Annotated in this window: 20 protein-coding genes; 6 read left to right on the forward strand and 14 right to left on the reverse strand. The window is 60.3% G+C overall.

Features of this window, described 5'->3' with window-relative positions; genetic code table 11:
- Nucleotides 1-18: 18 nt before the first annotated feature.
- Nucleotides 19-1,038 (reverse strand): glycosyltransferase family 2 protein, encoded by a 1,020-nt coding sequence (locus ACQZ6F_RS14415; RefSeq protein ID WP_449093557.1) that lies wholly within the window; start codon nucleotides 1,036-1,038, stop codon nucleotides 19-21.
- Between the two features lie 94 nt (nucleotides 1,039-1,132).
- Between ACQZ6F_RS14415 and ACQZ6F_RS14420 the strand changes: the two genes are divergently transcribed.
- Complete coding sequence (locus ACQZ6F_RS14420; RefSeq protein ID WP_068385486.1) at nucleotides 1,133-2,092, forward strand: lysylphosphatidylglycerol synthase domain-containing protein; 960 nt, start codon at nucleotides 1,133-1,135, stop codon at nucleotides 2,090-2,092.
- A 5-nt stretch (nucleotides 2,093-2,097) separates the two neighbouring features.
- Here ACQZ6F_RS14420 and ACQZ6F_RS14425 read toward each other — a convergent pair whose 3' ends face one another.
- From ACQZ6F_RS14425 to ACQZ6F_RS14440, 4 genes are read right to left on the reverse strand one after another with little or no spacing between them, the layout of a single operon-like run.
- Nucleotides 2,098-3,339 carry an RNA polymerase sigma factor gene (locus ACQZ6F_RS14425; protein WP_449093707.1) on the reverse strand — a complete coding sequence of 414 codons (1,242 nt, stop codon included), beginning with the start codon at nucleotides 3,337-3,339 and terminating at the stop codon, nucleotides 2,098-2,100.
- A 10-nt stretch (nucleotides 3,340-3,349) separates the two neighbouring features.
- Nucleotides 3,350-3,727 carry a YciI family protein gene (locus ACQZ6F_RS14430; RefSeq protein WP_077469948.1) on the reverse strand — a complete coding sequence of 126 codons (378 nt, stop codon included), beginning with the start codon at nucleotides 3,725-3,727 and terminating at the stop codon, nucleotides 3,350-3,352.
- A gap of 17 nt (nucleotides 3,728-3,744) precedes the next feature.
- Nucleotides 3,745-4,107, reverse strand: coding sequence for a YciI family protein (locus ACQZ6F_RS14435; RefSeq protein ID WP_449093556.1), 363 nt, complete (start codon nucleotides 4,105-4,107; stop codon nucleotides 3,745-3,747).
- A gap of 10 nt (nucleotides 4,108-4,117) precedes the next feature.
- Nucleotides 4,118-4,477, reverse strand: a complete 360-nt coding sequence (locus ACQZ6F_RS14440; RefSeq protein ID WP_449093555.1) for a YciI family protein — start codon at nucleotides 4,475-4,477, stop codon at nucleotides 4,118-4,120.
- A gap of 155 nt (nucleotides 4,478-4,632) precedes the next feature.
- Between ACQZ6F_RS14440 and ACQZ6F_RS14445 the strand changes: the two genes are divergently transcribed.
- The gene (locus ACQZ6F_RS14445; RefSeq protein WP_449093554.1) at nucleotides 4,633-4,863 is read left to right on the forward strand and encodes a hypothetical protein; all 231 of its coding nucleotides are present in this window, start codon (nucleotides 4,633-4,635) and stop codon (nucleotides 4,861-4,863) included.
- Nucleotides 4,864-4,876: 13 nt separating this feature from the next.
- On the opposite strand, the gene ACQZ6F_RS14450 is transcribed toward ACQZ6F_RS14445, so the two are convergent.
- From ACQZ6F_RS14450 to ACQZ6F_RS14460, 3 genes are all read right to left on the reverse strand, one after another.
- Nucleotides 4,877-6,379, reverse strand: a complete 1,503-nt coding sequence (locus ACQZ6F_RS14450; protein ID WP_449093553.1) for an AMP nucleosidase — start codon at nucleotides 6,377-6,379, stop codon at nucleotides 4,877-4,879.
- Nucleotides 6,380-6,501: 122 nt separating this feature from the next.
- Nucleotides 6,502-6,678, reverse strand: a complete 177-nt coding sequence (locus ACQZ6F_RS14455; RefSeq protein ID WP_169055453.1) for a hypothetical protein — start codon at nucleotides 6,676-6,678, stop codon at nucleotides 6,502-6,504.
- 200 nt (nucleotides 6,679-6,878) lie between these two features.
- Nucleotides 6,879-7,217: a DUF2147 domain-containing protein gene (locus tag ACQZ6F_RS14460; RefSeq protein ID WP_449093552.1), complete on the reverse strand. Its 339-nt coding sequence runs from the start codon at nucleotides 7,215-7,217 to the stop codon at nucleotides 6,879-6,881.
- Between the two features lie 462 nt (nucleotides 7,218-7,679).
- Between ACQZ6F_RS14460 and ACQZ6F_RS14465 the strand changes: the two genes are divergently transcribed.
- Nucleotides 7,680-7,943: a sel1 repeat family protein gene (locus tag ACQZ6F_RS14465; RefSeq protein WP_077469953.1), complete on the forward strand. Its 264-nt coding sequence runs from the start codon at nucleotides 7,680-7,682 to the stop codon at nucleotides 7,941-7,943.
- 132 nt (nucleotides 7,944-8,075) lie between these two features.
- Here ACQZ6F_RS14465 and ACQZ6F_RS14470 read toward each other — a convergent pair whose 3' ends face one another.
- From ACQZ6F_RS14470 to ACQZ6F_RS14480, 3 genes are all read right to left on the reverse strand, one after another.
- Nucleotides 8,076-9,188 (reverse strand): pyridoxal phosphate-dependent aminotransferase, encoded by a 1,113-nt coding sequence (locus ACQZ6F_RS14470; protein WP_449093551.1) that lies wholly within the window; start codon nucleotides 9,186-9,188, stop codon nucleotides 8,076-8,078.
- 633 nt (nucleotides 9,189-9,821) lie between these two features.
- Entirely contained in the window at nucleotides 9,822-10,445 is a 624-nt protein-coding gene (locus ACQZ6F_RS14475; protein WP_449093550.1) for a pyridoxamine 5'-phosphate oxidase family protein, read from the reverse strand.
- 96 nt (nucleotides 10,446-10,541) lie between these two features.
- Nucleotides 10,542-11,093 (reverse strand): carboxymuconolactone decarboxylase family protein, encoded by a 552-nt coding sequence (locus ACQZ6F_RS14480; RefSeq protein ID WP_449093549.1) that lies wholly within the window; start codon nucleotides 11,091-11,093, stop codon nucleotides 10,542-10,544.
- A 104-nt stretch (nucleotides 11,094-11,197) separates the two neighbouring features.
- Between ACQZ6F_RS14480 and ACQZ6F_RS14485 the strand changes: the two genes are divergently transcribed.
- Nucleotides 11,198-12,115, forward strand: a complete 918-nt coding sequence (locus ACQZ6F_RS14485; protein ID WP_449093548.1) for a LysR family transcriptional regulator — start codon at nucleotides 11,198-11,200, stop codon at nucleotides 12,113-12,115.
- A 13-nt stretch (nucleotides 12,116-12,128) separates the two neighbouring features.
- Here the strand turns inward: ACQZ6F_RS14485 and ACQZ6F_RS14490 are convergent, their stop codons facing one another.
- Complete coding sequence (locus tag ACQZ6F_RS14490) at nucleotides 12,129-12,521, reverse strand: PilZ domain-containing protein (protein ID WP_169055452.1); 393 nt, start codon at nucleotides 12,519-12,521, stop codon at nucleotides 12,129-12,131.
- 309 nt (nucleotides 12,522-12,830) lie between these two features.
- On the opposite strand from ACQZ6F_RS14490, the gene ACQZ6F_RS14495 reads away from it, so the two are divergent.
- Nucleotides 12,831-13,265, forward strand: a complete 435-nt coding sequence (locus ACQZ6F_RS14495; RefSeq protein WP_449093547.1) for a glyoxalase superfamily protein — start codon at nucleotides 12,831-12,833, stop codon at nucleotides 13,263-13,265.
- Nucleotides 13,266-13,330: 65 nt separating this feature from the next.
- The gene (locus ACQZ6F_RS14500) at nucleotides 13,331-14,698 is read left to right on the forward strand and encodes an MATE family efflux transporter (protein ID WP_449093546.1); all 1,368 of its coding nucleotides are present in this window, start codon (nucleotides 13,331-13,333) and stop codon (nucleotides 14,696-14,698) included.
- Between the two features lie 61 nt (nucleotides 14,699-14,759).
- On the opposite strand, the gene iolB is transcribed toward ACQZ6F_RS14500, so the two are convergent.
- Together iolB and iolE are read right to left on the reverse strand one after the other, a co-directional pair.
- Nucleotides 14,760-15,557: a 5-deoxy-glucuronate isomerase gene (gene iolB, locus ACQZ6F_RS14505; RefSeq protein ID WP_174070925.1), complete on the reverse strand. Its 798-nt coding sequence runs from the start codon at nucleotides 15,555-15,557 to the stop codon at nucleotides 14,760-14,762.
- A gap of 16 nt (nucleotides 15,558-15,573) precedes the next feature.
- The gene (gene iolE / locus ACQZ6F_RS14510) at nucleotides 15,574-16,488 is read right to left on the reverse strand and encodes a myo-inosose-2 dehydratase (RefSeq protein WP_449093545.1); all 915 of its coding nucleotides are present in this window, start codon (nucleotides 16,486-16,488) and stop codon (nucleotides 15,574-15,576) included.
- Between the last annotated feature and the right edge of the window lie 41 nt (nucleotides 16,489-16,529).

Consider the following 16,529-nt stretch of genomic DNA (forward strand, 5'->3'; position numbering starts at 1 on the left):
TGCCATCCGGTCGGAACTCTATGCGTCCTGATTGTTACGATCGAAGATCTTGCGGACTATATAATTCGGCGAAAGATCGTCGCGATAATAGATGCGGGCGATCATTTCGGCGAGAATGCCTGTGGTGATCATCTGCACGGACGACAGGAGCAGCACGACGCCAACCATCAGCAACGGACGGCTGCCGATATCGTCGCCGAAGACGAACTTGTCGATGAAGAGCCAGAACAGGATCAAGGCTGCGAGCGCGCCGAGGCCGAGGCCAAGGGAACCGAAGAAATGGCCCGGCCGCGCCTTGTAACGCATGAAGAACATCACCGACAGCAGATCGAGAATGACGCGGAAGGTCCGCGAAATCCCGTATTTGGAGGTGCCGTGTTGGCGCGCATGGTGGGTGACGGGCACTTCGCCGATGCGTGAGCTCGGGACAACGCCGGCGACCCAGGCCGGGATGAAGCGATGCATCTCGCCCATCAACTTCACCTGCTTGATGATCGATGAGCGGTAGATCTTCAGGCTGCAGCCATAGTCGTGCAGCTTGACGCCGGTGATGCGGCCGATCAGGTAATTGGCGCACCAGGAGGGGATCTTGCGCAGGAAAAGCCCGTCCTGGCGGTTCTTGCGCCAGCCGACGAGCAGATCGAGCTGCCGCCGTTCCAGCTCCTCGACCATCGAGGGAATATCCTTCGGGTCGTTCTGCAGATCGCCGTCCATGGTGGCGATGAGCCGGCCGTTTGCGGCATCGATACCGGCCTGCATGGCGGCAGTCTGGCCGAAATTGCGCTGGAGCTCGACGATCCGCAATGTCAGCCCGTCACGCAGCAGCGAGCGGCGCGCATTGGCCAGCGTGGCGTCCGTGCTGCCGTCGTCGATAAGGATCAACTCCCAGCGCTTGTCAAAGCTCGCCATGGCGGAACAGATGCGCTCGATCAGCGGACCGACACTTTCTTCCTCGTTGAAGACGGGCACAACCAGCGAAAGCTCAAGCGGGCTTGTCGCATCGGCCTGGGGGAGGGTCGACTCTGCCGTTGTCTGCAACTCTTCTTTCTCCTACAAGACCGGCAGAAACATGCCGGGCGAAACGAGCGACTGTCCGGTCTGAAGCCTCAGCTCGCATTGGGTGCCTAACTACATGAAGACTCCGATGGTTGCCAGCCGACAGAATTGGTTTATTCGCAACCGAATGATGCTGCTGACGCTGGCCGTCGTCATTGCCTATGCGGCCTTCATCGAATGGTTCTGGGGCTGGAGTTCGATCCTGGCGCAATGGGGCAAGGTCGGCGCCCTGCCCATCCTTCTCGCGCTTGTGCTCCTGACCGGCACCTACTTTCTGCGCACCTGGCGCTTTTACGATTACTTCCCGAAGGAGACCTCGGGCCATTTCGCAGTGCTGTTCCGTGTGACGCAGGTGCATAACCTGCTGAATATCATGATGCCCTTTCGCACCGGCGAGACCAGTTTCCCGGTGCTGATGCGATCCGAATTCGGCATTCCGCTGGCTCGTGGCACTTCGGCGCTGTTCGTCATGCGGTTGCTCGACCTGCATGCGCTGCTGGCCGCGGCCGGCGTCGGTCTTGCGCTTGCTTCGCCCTATCGCATTCTGGCCTGGGTCGTGTGGTTGGCTTTCCTGCTTTTGCCGGTCGTGGGCTTCGTCTCGCGCCGCCCGCTGATCCGCCTTGCCGCCCGTATTCTGCCGAAGAAGGCGCAAGGGCTGGTGCACGAGCTGGAGCGTGGTCTGCCGGTCGATGCTCAGGCCTTTGCCCGCGCCTGGCTGACAACGGTGGTCAACTGGCTGGTCAAGGTTGCGGTCCTTGCCTGGGCGCTCGGCCTGATGAACGTCACGCCGCTGTCGGCAAGCTTCGGCGGCGCGCTTGGCGGCGAATTGTCGTCGGTGCTGCCCGTGCATGCGCCGGGAGGCGTCGGCACCTATCCGGCCGGGATCACCGCCGGCGCCATGGCTTTCGGCGCTTCAGGGGAGAAAGCTGCGCTTGAAAATCTAGCGCAGGCCAGCATCAACACCCACCTCCTGATCGTCGTTTCGGCGCTGACGGGCACCGCGATCGGTTTGCTGGTATCGCGCAAGCGCGCCTGATCCGGCTATTGTCGCGTCTTGACTTCAAGCTCGGCAAGCCGCTTGCGCAAGAAGGCCTGCTCCGGCGCCTGTTGGCAAAGCGATAGTGCCGTCACATAGGATTCTCGTGCCTCGTCGCTGCGCCCAAGCTGGCGCAGGAAATCGGCCTTCGCTGCATGCGTGAGGTGATATCGTCCCATACGCTCTTCCCCGAGCAACCTACCGACGATCGAAAGTGCCACTGCCGGGCCATCGCACATCGAAACGGCCACCGCTCGATTGAGTTCGATGACCGGTGAGGGGTTGGCCACCAGCAACAGATCATAGAGCGCGACAATCCGCTGCCAGTCAGTATCCTCTGCCGTCTGAGCCCGGACATGCTCGGCTGCGATAGCCGCCTGCAGTGCATAGGCGCCGACACTTTCTGCGGCCATCGCCCTGGCCGAGAACGTCAGGCCCTCGCGAATTCTTTCGCGGTCCCAGAGCGAGCGATCCTGATCGGCAAGTAGCACGAGATCGCCTGACGTGTCGGCGCGGGCATGCCGTCGAGAATCCTGCAGGAGCATCATCGCCAGCAACCCCGCGACCTCAGCATCCGGCAGAAGCTGCTGCAGCAGCCGGCCAAGGCGAATGGCTTCGGCCGAGAGATCAGCGCGGACGATCGCCGAGCCCGATGATGCTGAATAGCCTTCGTTGAAGACGAGGTAGATGACATGCAGCACCTGCGCCAGCCTCTCCGGCAACTCGGTCTTATCAGGCACTTCGTAGGGGATTTGGGCAGTGCGGATCCGGTTCTTGGCGCGGACGATGCGCTGGGCCACGGTGGGCGCCGGAATCAGGAAGGCGTGGGCGATCTCTTCCGTCGTCAGGCCGCATACTTCCCGCAGCGACATCGCCATCTGCGCTTCCGCCGGAATGAGAGGGTGGCAGCAGGTGAAGACCAGCCGCAGCATATCATCCTCGATCTCGTTGCTTTCAGCGATCTCCATTGTTTCACCCTCCGGATAGAGGCTGTCGGCGATATCGGCCTGGGCGGCATTGAAACGCGATCGCCGCCTGATGTGATCGATGGCGCGAAAGCGCCCGGCGGAGACGAGCCAGGCATAGGGATTGGCCGGTATCGTCTCTTCGGTCCATTGCTGTGCCGCCGCCGAAAACGCATCGTGGAGTGCTTCCTCGGCCCGGTCGAAATCGCCGAGCAAGCGGATCAGCGTCGCCAGCACGCGGCGCGAATGGCTGCGATAGATGCTGTCGATGGTCTGGTTCAGCGACACGGTGTCAGCGTTCCCCCGCGAGATCTCCCTGAAGCGTCAGAATACGCACCGGACGGATCTCGATGGCACCGTAGCGCGCCGAGGGAATACCTTTGGCGATCTCGGTCGCCCCTTCCAGATCCGGCGCTTCGATGAGATAGAAGCCAGCCAAATGCTCCTTCGTCTCCACGAACGGCCCATCCGTCACCGAAAACGTGTCGCCCCGCGGCCGGATGACGATCGATTTGTCCCGGAGTTCCAGTGCATCCGAAACGATCAGGGTCCCGTCCTGTCGCAAGCCCTCATCATAGACGAAATGTTCGCCGATCAGATGGTTCATCTCGTTCGGTGATAGCCGCCCGTCGACGTCGACCGTTGTGTAGATCAGGCATAGAAACCGCATGTCTTCTCCTCTCGCAGCTATTCGTCCGGAAAGCGGATGTCGAAGGAGGCACGGACCTCGATCATGCCGTAGCGGGCAACGGGGAAGGTGGCGGCGATGGCCGTCGCTTCTTCCATATCCCCAGCCTCGATCAGCACGAAGCCGCCGAGATGCTCCTTCAATTCGGCAAAGGGGCCGTCGGTAACAGCTGCTTCACCTTTGCGAACCCGAACCGTTCTGGCAGTCTCCGGCTCCCGCAATGCGTTGGCAATAACAATATGACCGCTGGCGCGCAGCCGGTTGTCATTGTCGATGGACTCCTGCGTGAGCCGTCGCCCTTCCTCCTCGGAAAGCTTGGCGATCTCTGCGCTCTCGAACCAGACCTGGCAAAGAAATTTCATGGCAGCCTCCTCAGGCGTCAGGGCCGAATTCATGGATCGGCCGCACCTCGATGGCGCCGAGCTTGGCGAGCGGAATGCCCGCGGCGACGCGGATCGCATCGTTCAGGTCCTTAGCCTCGATCAGGATGAAGCCGCCGAGATATTCCTTGGTTTCGATGAAGGGGCCATCGGTCACCGCCGTCTCGCCGTTGCGGACCCTCACGGTCACCGCCGATCTTGGGGACTGTAGCGCCTCGGCTTGGATCATGTTGCCACTTGCCATCAGATCCCGATCGTAACCGAGCGAATCCGAATCGAGCCTGTGCTTTTCTTCCTTGGTCATGGTGTCGAGCCTCGTGCCATCGAACCAGACCTGGCAGAGATATTTCATCGCAGCGCCTCCTCTTTCAATTTGCTGACGCCATAGACGAGCAGGCTTTACGCAAATCGACATCCCGATCCGCAGCATGACAAAAATTCCGGGCGTTGTCGAAAAGGGCGCGCGCCGGTCGTCCAGTTTCCGTCATTACCAAAGGAGAGACGGAAATGTACGGTCTGGAGGCAGCAATCGTGCACTACTGGCAAAAGAAGACAATGTCTGAAGAAGAGCTGCTGGATGCGGCGGATGTCGGAAGGGTCGTCTACCGCATCTGGATCGGATTTTCGGGCTTTGCCTTCTTGATCCTGTGCCTGAGTTGGGGTGCCGCGCCAAACGACGAACGGCCGCAGGTTGCGGCCGCCGTTCAGATGCATTCAGTACCCTCGGAGGGGCAATAGTCCGTAGCGTTGCTTACTGGAACGCCGTTTCGAAGAAGCTGCGCAGCTTGCGCGAATGCAGCTTTTCCGGTGGCATTTCGGCCAGTTTCTGGATGGCGCGGATGCCGATCTGCAGATGCTGGTTGACCTGCGTGCGGTAGAAGGCGGTCGCCATGCCCGGGAGCTTCAGCTCCCCATGCAGCGGCTTGTCCGAGACGCAGAGCAGCGTGCCGTAGGGAACGCGGAAACGGAAGCCGTTGGCGGCGATCGTCGCCGATTCCATGTCGAGCGCAACGGCGCGAGCCTGCGACAGCCGTTTGACCGGTCCTGCCTGATCGCGCAGTTCCCAGTTTCGGTTGTCGATGGTGCCGACCGTGCCCGTGCGCATGATGCGCTTAAGCTCGAAGCCTTCGAAGCCGGTGATTTCGGCAACGGCCGCCTCCAGCGCCACCTGCACTTCGGCAAGTGCGGGGATCGGCACCCAGACCGGCAGGTCGTCGTCGAGAACGTGGTCTTCGCGCATATAGGCATGTGCGAGCACGTAGTCACCCAGCCGCTGGCTGTTGCGCAGGCCGGCGCAATGGCCGAGCATCAGCCATGCATGCGGGCGCAGCACGGCGACGTGGTCGGTGATCGTCTTGGCGTTGGACGGGCCGACGCCGATATTGATCATCGTGATGCCGGCATGCCCCTTCTTCTTTAGATGGTAGGCCGGCATCTGCGGCAGGCGTGGCGGCGTCGTATCGCCCTCGGGCTGGCTGGAGCCGGCCTTGGTGATGATGTTGCCGGGTTCGACGAATTCGGTATAGCCGTCTCCGCCGCTCGCCATCAGATCACGAGCCCATTTGCAGAATTCGTCGATATAAAACTGGTAGTTCGTGAACAGCACGAAATTCTGGAAATGTGCAGCGCTCGTCGCGGTATAGTGCGAGAGGCGCGCCAGCGAATAGTCGATGCGCTGTGCGGTAAAGGGTGCTAGCGGCGAGGGCTCACCCGGCGGTGGGATATATTCGCCGTTGGCGATCTCGTCGTCGGTGGTGTTGAGATCCGGCGTATCGAAGAGGTCGCGCAGCGGGATATCTTCGAAAACCGCGGCGGATGCCTCGACATGCGCGCCTTCACCGAAGGCGAAATGCAGCGGAATGGGCGTCGTCGATTCCGACACGACCACCGGCACATTGTGGCTGCGCATCAACAGCGTCAGCTGCTCCTTCAGATAGTGACGGAACAGATGCGGACGTGTGACAGTCGTCGTGTAGACGCCGGGTGCGGTGACGTGACCATAGGAGAGGCGCGAATCGACGTGGCCGAAGCTGGTCGTCTCGATGCTGACCTGCGGATAGAAGGCGCGGTAGCGCGCCGTGATCGGCGCGCCGCTCGCCAACTTGGTGAAACTGTCGATCAGGAACGCGGTATTGCGCTCGTAAAGCTCCGTCAGCGCGTCCACAGCCTTGGCCGGATTATCGAAGGTCCGCGGCTGGAACGGGGTGGGGGAGGAGATGTCGAGGGGTGAAAAAGGAGAGATTCGGTTGCTCATGAGCCATTATAGAGTGTCGTTGTTAACAAGCAAACGACGTTGAAAGAGACGGTCCCGGATTTTCGCAGCTATTTTTGCAGCCGCATCCAGATCCCGGCCAGCCGGGATGAGGGAGTGTTCGCTTACTGAACGGTCGTGCAATAGGGCGCACCGGTTTGCAGGCATGTGAAGCTTGCTCCGAAATGCGATTGCGCGCCGCTGCGGCCGGCGTGTTCGACGACGGCTGAAAAGCTGAATGCGAAGACGGCGGCAAACAGCATGATAACAACAAACCGCCGTGCGATGATGATCGAGTCCATGTTCCTGGCCCTACCAGTGCCCTATACTGGACACTGTTTTGCCATGGTCAGGCTGAACAGGTGCTGAGATACCGGTTCATCCAGCGTTCATGATTCTTAATCTTGCTCGCAGGCTTGTTCCGGACGTCGCCCATAAGAAAAAGCCTGCCCGAAGCGAGCCGGGCAGGCGTGGAATCAGGCCTCTTTCAAGGCGCGTGTCCTCAGAGCCTCTTCCAGGTCTGCGACTTGCAGAAGATCTTCAGGACGCAGCCCGTCATCTTCAAGCTATTGCCGCTGATCGCGCCGGAGCCGCTATAGGTCTTGTCCTCGGAGGGGTCGGTGAGTTCGCCGGTATAGCTGCCGCCCTTGCCCTGCATCTTGCCGATCTGCCGGCCCGCATATTTGCCCGTCTTCAGCGTCACGCAATAGCTGTCCGCGCAGGGCGTGATGGCGGCGGTATCGCCAGCCTCGGTCTTCCAGTTGCCCACGATCGCCTCGTCGGCGAAGGCGCTGCCGGCGCTGACGAGCAGCGCGGCGACAAAAATCGTTGCACGGATCATAGTGTGTTCCTCCCCAGGGCACCTTCCGGCCCAATAGCCGGAAATGAGGCGAGATTATCTGACGCGAACGTAAAGGTAAATATATTTTGCAAGCGCAAATTCCTTGTTTTGCGGCCCTCCGGCCCATCGAAAATCACCGCTTCCAAAGACGGCAGCTTTTTTCGTGGTGAATGAAGGGTTTAAATCCAGATCTTAACAAGATGTAAAATTCGCTCAAAAGTCCTTAATTTGCAAGGCAAGCGATGTTTAACAAAATCCCAAGTTTACCAAGCATTTGTACTTTGTTTGCATCGAATTAAGCATGCATTTTAGCCGTTTTTTGAAAGCCGTCTGCGATAGTGAAGCCATCAAACGAGCGGGGCAAACCCGCCGGCCGGAAGGACCGGAAAGCCGCGAACGACGGCAAGGTCCCGACGGAAAAACAGGGCAAGTACAAATAGAAGTGAAACAGGGATAAAACCGATGGCACGCTTCGAAATACCGATGTCTGAAATGGCCATGATGGGTGGCAACGGCGCCGATGCTCTTTGCGAGCTGGGCGTGAACTACGCGACCGGCAGAGGCTGCACCACAGATCTCGTCGCCGCCCATAAGTGGTTGAATATCGCCGCCATCCGTGGCAGCGCGCGGGCGGCCGAGCTTCGTGCCGACGTCGCCGCGACCTTGACCAAGATGCAGCTCGCGGCAGCGCTCCGCGCCGCCCGCGAGTGGATGACCACGCACTGAAGCGCGCCATGCCGAATACGACGTACTGACCTCGAAGGAGGGGATGTCGGCGGACGACGGAGAGGCGAGCCGCCGAACGATGAAAACCGCGACCGGCCGGAACAAGGCCGGCGCGGTTTCGTCGTTTCTTGCTTAGCCGATCGCCTTCAATACCTTCGGGAGCGCCTCGGCCAGGAGATCCAGATCCTGTTTGGGTCCGACGCTGACGCGGATACAGCGATTGAGCGGCGCTACGCCCGGCATGCGGATGAAGACGGCGTGCTGAATCAGCCCGTCGACGATCGCGCGGGCATAGACGCCGTCGCGGCCGCAATCGATGGCGACGAAATTGGTGGCCGACGCCAGCGGGAGGAGCCCGTTGTCCCGCGCGATCACGCCGATCTGCTCGCGAGCAGCCTGGATCTTTCCGACGACCTCGGCGAGATAGGCCTGATCCTTGAGGGCTGCGAACGCTGCGACGGTTGCCAGCCGGTTCATGCCGAAATGATTGCGGATCTTGTCGAAGGCGATCACGGTTTCTGGTGCGCCGATGACATAGCCGACGCGTGCGCCGGCAAGGCCATAGGCCTTTGAGAAGGTGCGGGTGCGCAAGACGTTCGGCAAGTCGATCAGATCGGAAATCGCCGGCAGCGAACTCGCTGGCCCCGTCTCGCTATAGGCCTCGTCGAGGATCAGCAGACAATTTTCCGGCAGGGCGCGAGCAAAGGCGACGACCTTGTCGGCGTCCCACCAGCTTCCCATCGGATTGTCGGGATTGGCGAAATAGACCAGGGGCGCCTGCTCGCGATTGACCGCCTCCAGCAGCCCATCCAGATCCTCGCGATCATCCACGTAGGGCACGGTCACAAGGCGCCCGCCGAAGCCGGCAACGTGAAAATTGAAGGTGGGATAGCCGCCGAGCGAGGTGACGACAGGCGTCCCCGGTTCGATTACCATGCGTGCGATCAGGCCTAGCAGGCTGTCGATGCCTTCGCCGACGGCGATATTGCCGGATCGGACGCCGAGATGCGCGGCAAGCGCCTGTTTCAGCGCGAAATTTTCCGGATCATTGTACATCCAGATATCGCCGGCCTGCTCGCGCATGGCCGCGATCACCGAGGGTGCAGGACCAAAGCCATTTTCATTGGCGCCGATGCGGGCCTTGACGGAGAGCCCGCGCTGGCGCTCCAGCGCTTCGGGGCCGACGAAAGGAACGGTGGAGGGAAGGGCGCTGATCAGCGGCGTGAAGCGCGAAAAGGCGGACATGCTGGCTCTGTTTCCCGAATTCTGTTGCAAGGTGCGGCAGAATAGGCGCTTGGCAGGCCGTTGCAAGGGTGGAAACCGCTCGATCTGTCCACATTATGGAGCAAATTTTACCGGCCTACTTCGATGGTGAAAGAGAGCGATCAGCTTGTGGCGACTGAGGAGAAGCAGTGCTTTCGTATCGCGTCAGGAGCGGATGTTGGGGTTTATTGGAAATACCATACTGTCCAGGCCCGGAACTGACGGAGCTTTGCGAAAAAGCGTCAGATTGAGGCTTCTACTGAATTCGAAGCAACGATGTGGGTCTCAAAATGTGGACTAAAATCGTAAGAGTTGTCGCTCGGTCTGCATGCCCGATTTGTGACAATGGAAGTTGGCATTTGGAAGCGGGTGAGGATTTAGATGATCCAAATCCAATGGTTAGATGCGCCCGGTGCGGTCATGTTGCACCGTCCGGCGATTTTCGGCGTTCCACCGAATCCGAAGAAACAAAGCTACTACCTCGATCAAACGAATAGATGTCGTCGTATGAGATTCTTAAGTCCCTTAGAGTTCGCTCCGGCTCGAACGCAGACAAAGCGCTCGTGAGCGAATCTGAACGCCCGAAACGCATTCCGAGCGATCCCCAGGCCACTGCTATTCCCGCGGCGCGGACATCTGCGCGATCCGGCTTTCCAGTTCGGCGATCTTGCGATCCTTCTCCGCCAGCAACGTTTGAACAGTGGCGGCATCGATAAGCTGCGGTATGTGCTGCGGGCAGTTCACATCCCATGCGGTTACGGTGAAGAGGATCACCTGTTCGACACGCGCCTTGTAACCCTCGGGAAACAGGCGTTCGGCGAGCTCGGCATCGCCCTCGACCACTCTTGCCTCGCCCCAGATCTTGACGCGCTGCCGGTACGTATAGTCCATCAGGAACAGGTGAGCCTTGGGATTTTCGGCCAGGTTTCCCTGCGTGATGTATTGTCGATTTCCGGCAAAATCGGCAAAGCCGATCGTCTTTCTGTCAAGGACCTTCAGGAAACCCGCGGGGCCGCCACGATGCTGGATGTAGGGCTGGCCAGCAGCGTTTACCGTTGCCAGAAACGCGCTTGTGCGGCTCTCGATAAAGGCAGCAATCTCCGTCGTAATATCGGTCTGCCATGACCCGCCGATTTCCATTCTCTCATAGCCGCGCCTGGAACCCTTGCGGCTCTGGATGGCCTTCACCGAAGGCGTGAAGGCGACATCGCTTGAAAACTCCAAATTTGAATCAGACATCGCCAACTCCTGACGGCTCATCGTGATTTGCGTAGATCGAACCTATGATCCGGCCACCAGCGAAGGCAGCCGAATTACCGCTATTGCCCAATGTAATCAGGCCGCTTTCCTCGCGGTGATCACAGGGAAGTCGATCTCGGTGCCTGCGACCTTGTTGAGATAATTCGTCCATGTGTTCAGCGCGACGTGGAGAACGATCTCGATGATTTCGGCGTCGTCATATCCGGCCGTTTTCACCATCTCCACGTCGCTTGCCTCGACGCTCCCGCGTTCACGAGCCACCTTGGCGGCAAAGCGGACCGCAATGTCAGCCTTGGGGTCGTTGGACTTGCCGTCCCGGTTGGCTTGCATTTCCGCATCGTCGAGTTTGGCGAGGTTGTGACCGAGATAGGTGTGAGCCGAAAGGCAATAGTCGCAGCCGTTGATCTCGGCGACGGCAAGCGCAATCCGGTTACGGGTCTGGACCGAGAGCTTGCCCTTTCCAAGTGCGCCGAACAGTCCGAGATGACCTTCCAGGGACTGCGGACTGACCGCCATCAGACGGAAGAGATTGGGAGCGACGCCAAGCTGCTGCTTGACCGCTGTCAGCATTTGCTGGGAGGCGATTGGAGCGGCTTCGATTGTGGCGGGGATTGCGATGCGGGACATAGGACTGCCTTTCCCTTTGAGATTTGATGGCCGGACCGTACTGCCTTCCGATTTGTGCGAATATCTGCTAATTTCAGGAATGATCCTCTCATTTTACGGAAGTCATGCCTGATCGTCTCGAAGCCATGTCCGTGCTTCTCTCCGTCGTGGATGCCGGAAGCCTATCGGCCGCATCTCGTAGTCTCGGACTGCCATTGGCAACCGTGAGCCGTAAGGTGTCGGAACTTGAGGGTCATCTCGGAACGCGCCTGTTCCAGCGCGCCGGGCGCGGCCTGATCCTCACTGAGACTGGCCAGGCCTACGTGTCGTCCTGCCGGCGCATTCTGGAGGATGTCGCCGAGGCGGAGCGCACGGTTGCGGGCGAATTCAAGGCACCGAAGGGCAACCTGACGATCACCGCGCCGGTCGTCTTCGGCCGGCTGCACGTCCTGCCCGTCATCACCGAGTTTCTGAAGACCTATCCCGAGATCGACGTCCGGCTCATCCAGTCCGATAGATTGATCGACCTGCCGGAGGAGCATGTCGATCTGGCTGTTCGGATCGGCAAATTGCCCGACAGCAGCCTGGTTTTTCGCAGCGTGGGGGAGGTCAGGCAGGTCATTTGCGGAAGTCCCGGCTATCTGGCGGAACGGGGAACGCCCGCAAGTCCGGACGATCTCCGGCTGCACGACTGCATCACGTTCGAAAATCTGATGTCGGTAAAGTCCTGGACCTTCCGAATGGGCCAATCGGACATCAGCGTTCCGATCCGGTCCCGGCTCGTCGTTGACACCGCCGAGGCAGCCATCGACGCCGCAGTCGGCGGCCTCGGTCTTGCCCGCGTGCTTTCCTATCAGGTGAGGGCGCTCATATCCGAAGGGCGATTGAGAACTGTTCTCGACGATGTGGAGCAGGACCCGTGGCCGATCAGTCTGGTCTATCCGTCGCGGGGGCTTATGGCGCTGAAAGTCAGGGCCTTCCTGGATTTTGCAGCCTCGCGGCTCAAGGAAAGGCTTGGTCGACCGGGAGCTGATGCTCCATAACCGAGATCTGGACCTATCGTTTCCTGCCGCGTGCGGCGAGCGCCTCGGCATTGCCGATCATGAAATCGGCGCGCACGACACGGCGCAATGTCTCCGGCTCGATCAGGTTGATGAAGCGGACATGGATGCGGTTGCCGTTGCGGCTGGTTTCGGCGCAGGCGATGCGATAGGCGAGGCCGAGAATGTTCAGGTAATAGTGGTTGGGCAGTCCCACAGTCGTGGCAACAACGAAGCTGGCGCCGCCACGCGAGATGTCGACGATCTCGGCGCTGCGCATGGAGATGCCGGTGAGACAGGGACGTACCGCTACGAGACGCGCGGGCCGCTGGACATAGAACCGCTCCCAACTCCGTTCGTAGACTTCGGATTTGACTTTCGCCAGATGCGTTGCGCGAAGCATTGTCATTCCCTGTTTAAGAACAGACCGAATTCATCTCGGTTACACCACGAACCTTGCACGGAGGTTTTGCGGAAGCGTCAATTGCATTGGTAGAATTTTAACGGGTTCGCTGTTTGTGCCGATTTGAGGGCATCTTGACAGCAAGATCGGCTTCGATCATAGGAAACCTCGGTTCGAGGCGCCTGCCGCTCGCGGATGAAAATCCAAGGTGAAGTTCTCGCAGTTTTGGTCACAGCCACTTGAGGCATGCTGACTGACGGTAATGCGAGCCCCGTTTCACGGTCGTAATTGCGTGCCTTGGTAAAGGCTGATCCTATGACGACGTATCCGTCCATAGATGAATTGAAGGCACAGGCCCGACGTCTGCGTCAGGCCATGGCTGAGCGCGGCGATGACATGAGTCACTCGACGGCGCTGGAGCTGATCGCGAAGCAACATGGCCTGCGTGACTGGAACACGCTGTCGGCGCTCGCGGCCAAACCGAATGATGGGCCTGACGCGCCCTTCGATGTCGGCTCCGCCGTGCGCGGCCGCTATCTGAACAAGCCTTTCACGGGCAAGGTGGTGGCAATGTCGGCGAAATCAGGCGGGCTCTACAGGATCACCATTCACTTCGACGAACCGGTCGATGTGGTGGAGTTCGAGAGCTTCTCGGCCTTTCGCCAGCGCATTAACGCCCAGGTCGATGCCGACGGCATTTCGCCGCGCAGGACGTCGAATGGCCTGCCGCATCTCGTGCTCGACATCTGACATTCCTCTTTCATCGATAGATCCCTATCTTCGCCCATAACGCGTGATTCTGTCCGGATACCACCATGACCCGTCATACCGAAAACAATATGTTCCTCACCGGCTGGCTGCCTGGCGTCTTCGCCAAGACCGCCGCGCCAATCATCGTAATCACCACGGTCAGCGGCCTTTTTGCCGTCGTCGACGCCTATTTCCTCGGCGTCTATGTCGGCGCCGAGGCGCTCTCGGCGGTCAGCCTCATCTTCCCCGCGCTCATGCTGCTGGTCGCGTTGCAGACACTGGTGTCGAACGGCATGGCGAGCATCCTCGCCCGCCGCCTCGGGGCGGGGGATCGCGCAGGGGCAAGATCCGTGTTTACCGGCGCCCATACGCTCGCAATCGCGGTCGTGATTGTCATCAATCTCGTCTACTGGCTCGCAGCCCGGCAGTTCATTGCCGTGGCTGCGGCGGGAAATACCGATGTCGCCCGCAGCGCCGAGGCCTTCATGGGCGTCATGGTCGCCTTCGCGCCGATCAGCTTCTTCCTGTCCGTGCATCTCGATGGGCTGCGTTGCGAAGGAAAGCTCGGCTTCATGACGCTGGTGACGCTTGCCTCGACGCTGCTGAACATCCTGGCAAACTGGCTGTTGATGGCCGTCTTTCACTGGGGGGTAGTCGGCTCGGCCGGCGGCTCGATCCTGGCGCAATTCATCTGCTTGACGATCGTCATCATCTATCGTCTGCGTCGGCCGAATGGTCTCTGGGTTGATATGGCCCTGCATGCGCGCGAATGGCGCGGCATCTTTGCCTTCGGCGCGCCGATGAGCCTCGGCTTCATCGGCATCTCGCTGAGTTCGGCTGCCATCCTTTTCAATGTGTCGATCTGGCATGAGGGGGACTATGTCTCGACCGTCGGCGCCTATGGCATCGTCACCCGGGTCATGACCTTCGCCTATCTGCCACTGCTGGGCTTGAGCATCGCACTGCAGACCATATCGGGCCATAATCATGGAGCCGCCCTTCCAGCCCGCGTCGGCCATAGCGTTGTCATCGCCATGATTTCGGCGCTGGTTTATTGTGCGGCAATCGAGCTTATCGTCGAATTGCTGGCGGCGCATATGGGCTCGATCTTCGTGGCTGATCCGCTGATCGTCGCGGAGGTCGGCCGCATCCTGCCCTGGACGATCGGTGCCTATTTCCTCTTCGGCCAGGCGATCATCCTGTCGTCCTATTTCCAGTCGATCGGCGATGCCAAGCGCGGCGCGATCTTCGGTCTGTCACGGTCCTATCTGTTCACCCTGCCGCTGACATTCCTCCTGCCGTTCGTCTTCGGTGAACGCGGGATCTGGATGACGCCCATCTTCGCGGAAGCAGGGATGATCCTGCTCACCTGGCTGGTGCTGTCGCGCAATGCCAGGGATCGGAACTGGCGCTATGGCCTGCTGCCTGCATGAAATGGAAAAGGCCGCGCTTTCGGGCGCGGCCTTTTCGTTAAATGTCAGTCTAAGGCTAACGTCAGGACTTGAGCAGCCATTCGTGTTCTACCGCATTGTGGAATTTCCAGATGCGCTTCGGTCCGGCCATGACGTTGAGATAGTATAGATCATAGCCGTGGCAGGCGGCGCAGGGGTGATATCCCTTCGGCACCAGCGTCACGTCGCCGTCCTCCAGCACCATAGCCTCGTCCAACGACCGGTCGTCGGTATAGACGCGCTGGAAGCCAAAACCCTGCGGCGGGTTGAGGCGATGGTAATACGTCTCCTCGAGGAAGCTTTCGTTCGGGAGATTGTCCTGATCGTGCTTGTGGGGAGGATAGGAGGAGGTATGGCCGCCCGGCGTGATCACTTCCACGACCAGCAGCGAATGCGCCGCGCCATCGTCTTCCGGCATGATGTTGTTGACGTGGCGGACATTGGTGCCCTTGCCGCGTGTCAGTGCCGGGTGGGTGCCCGGCGGAATGGCGCGGGCCTCATAGGAGCCGCCACCCGGTGCCGAGCAGACTGCCAGTTCCAGATCGGTCTCCGCGGTCACCGACCAGCTTGAACCCGCCGGAATATAGAGCGCATGCGGCGCTCCCTCGAAAGGGCTCATGCGGCCGCCGAGCAGGCCGAAATCCTTCGCGCCCGCCTTGGCGCTGCCCTTGCCGCTGACCCAGACGAGGCAGACTTCGCGATCGCCGGTTTCGGCCGAAGCGGTCTCACCCGGCTTCAGGCGATGGAGATCGAAGCCGACATAGGTCCAGCCGGCGCTTTCAGGTGTGACATGGGTGACGCGGCCATGGGAGCCATCAGGTTTGACCTTGAGATTTGGCATGGACGTTGTTCCTTGCTTACTTGGGAAAACCTTCGGTTTCCACGGTGTAGCCCGCCGCCGTCATGACGCGCATCAATTCGGCATGGCCGATCTCGGCCATTTTCTGCGGCGGTGCCTTGCGCGGGTCCTGCTCGGCCTCGACCACGAACCAGCCTTCATAGCCGTAACCGGCCAGACGCTTGACGATCGCGCCGAAATCGAGCGAGCCATCGCCCGGCACCGTGAACGCACCGAGCGCGACGGCATCGAGGAAGGACTGCTTGCTGCGATCCAGCCCATCGACAACAGGCTTGCGGATATCCTTGACGTGGACGTGGTTGATGCGGGCGTGGTGGTTGTCGATGGCGCGCAGTACGTCGCCGCCGGCAAAGGCGAGATGGCCGGCATCGAGCAGCAGCGGAATACCGGCGCCGGAATTGCGCATGAAAGCATCGAGTTCCGGTTCGGTTTCGACAACAGCGGCCATGTGATGGTGGTAGGAGAGCGGCATGCCCTGCGCGGCGCACCATTCGCCGAATTCGGTGACGCGGCGGCCATAGGCCTTCATCTCGTCATCCGAAAGGCGCGGCTTGGTGGCGAGCGGCTTGGAGCGGTCACCCTGAATGGAGCGGCCGACTTCGCCATAGACGATGCAAGGCGCGTTGACCGCCTTGAACAGCTCGATCATCGGCGCGATGCGGTCCTTGTTGGCGGCAAGCTCCTCGTTGACAAGCGTCCCCGAGAACCAGCCGCCGCACAGCGTGACGTCGGCGGCGCGCAGGATCGGCAGCATCTCATCCGGGTTGCTTGGGAAGCGCCGGCCCTGTTCCATGCCGGTGAAGCCGGCGCCGCGCGACTGGCGCAGGCATTCTTCGAGGGATACGTCGTCGCTCAGCTCGGGAAGATCGTCGTTCCACCACGCGATGGGCGACATGCCAAGTTTGGCCTTCATCAATGGTCTCCTTGAAAATGGTGTCGGAGGAGCGTCTCAGC

The sequence above is a fragment of the Rhizobium sp. A22-96 genome, from assembly GCF_053521805.1.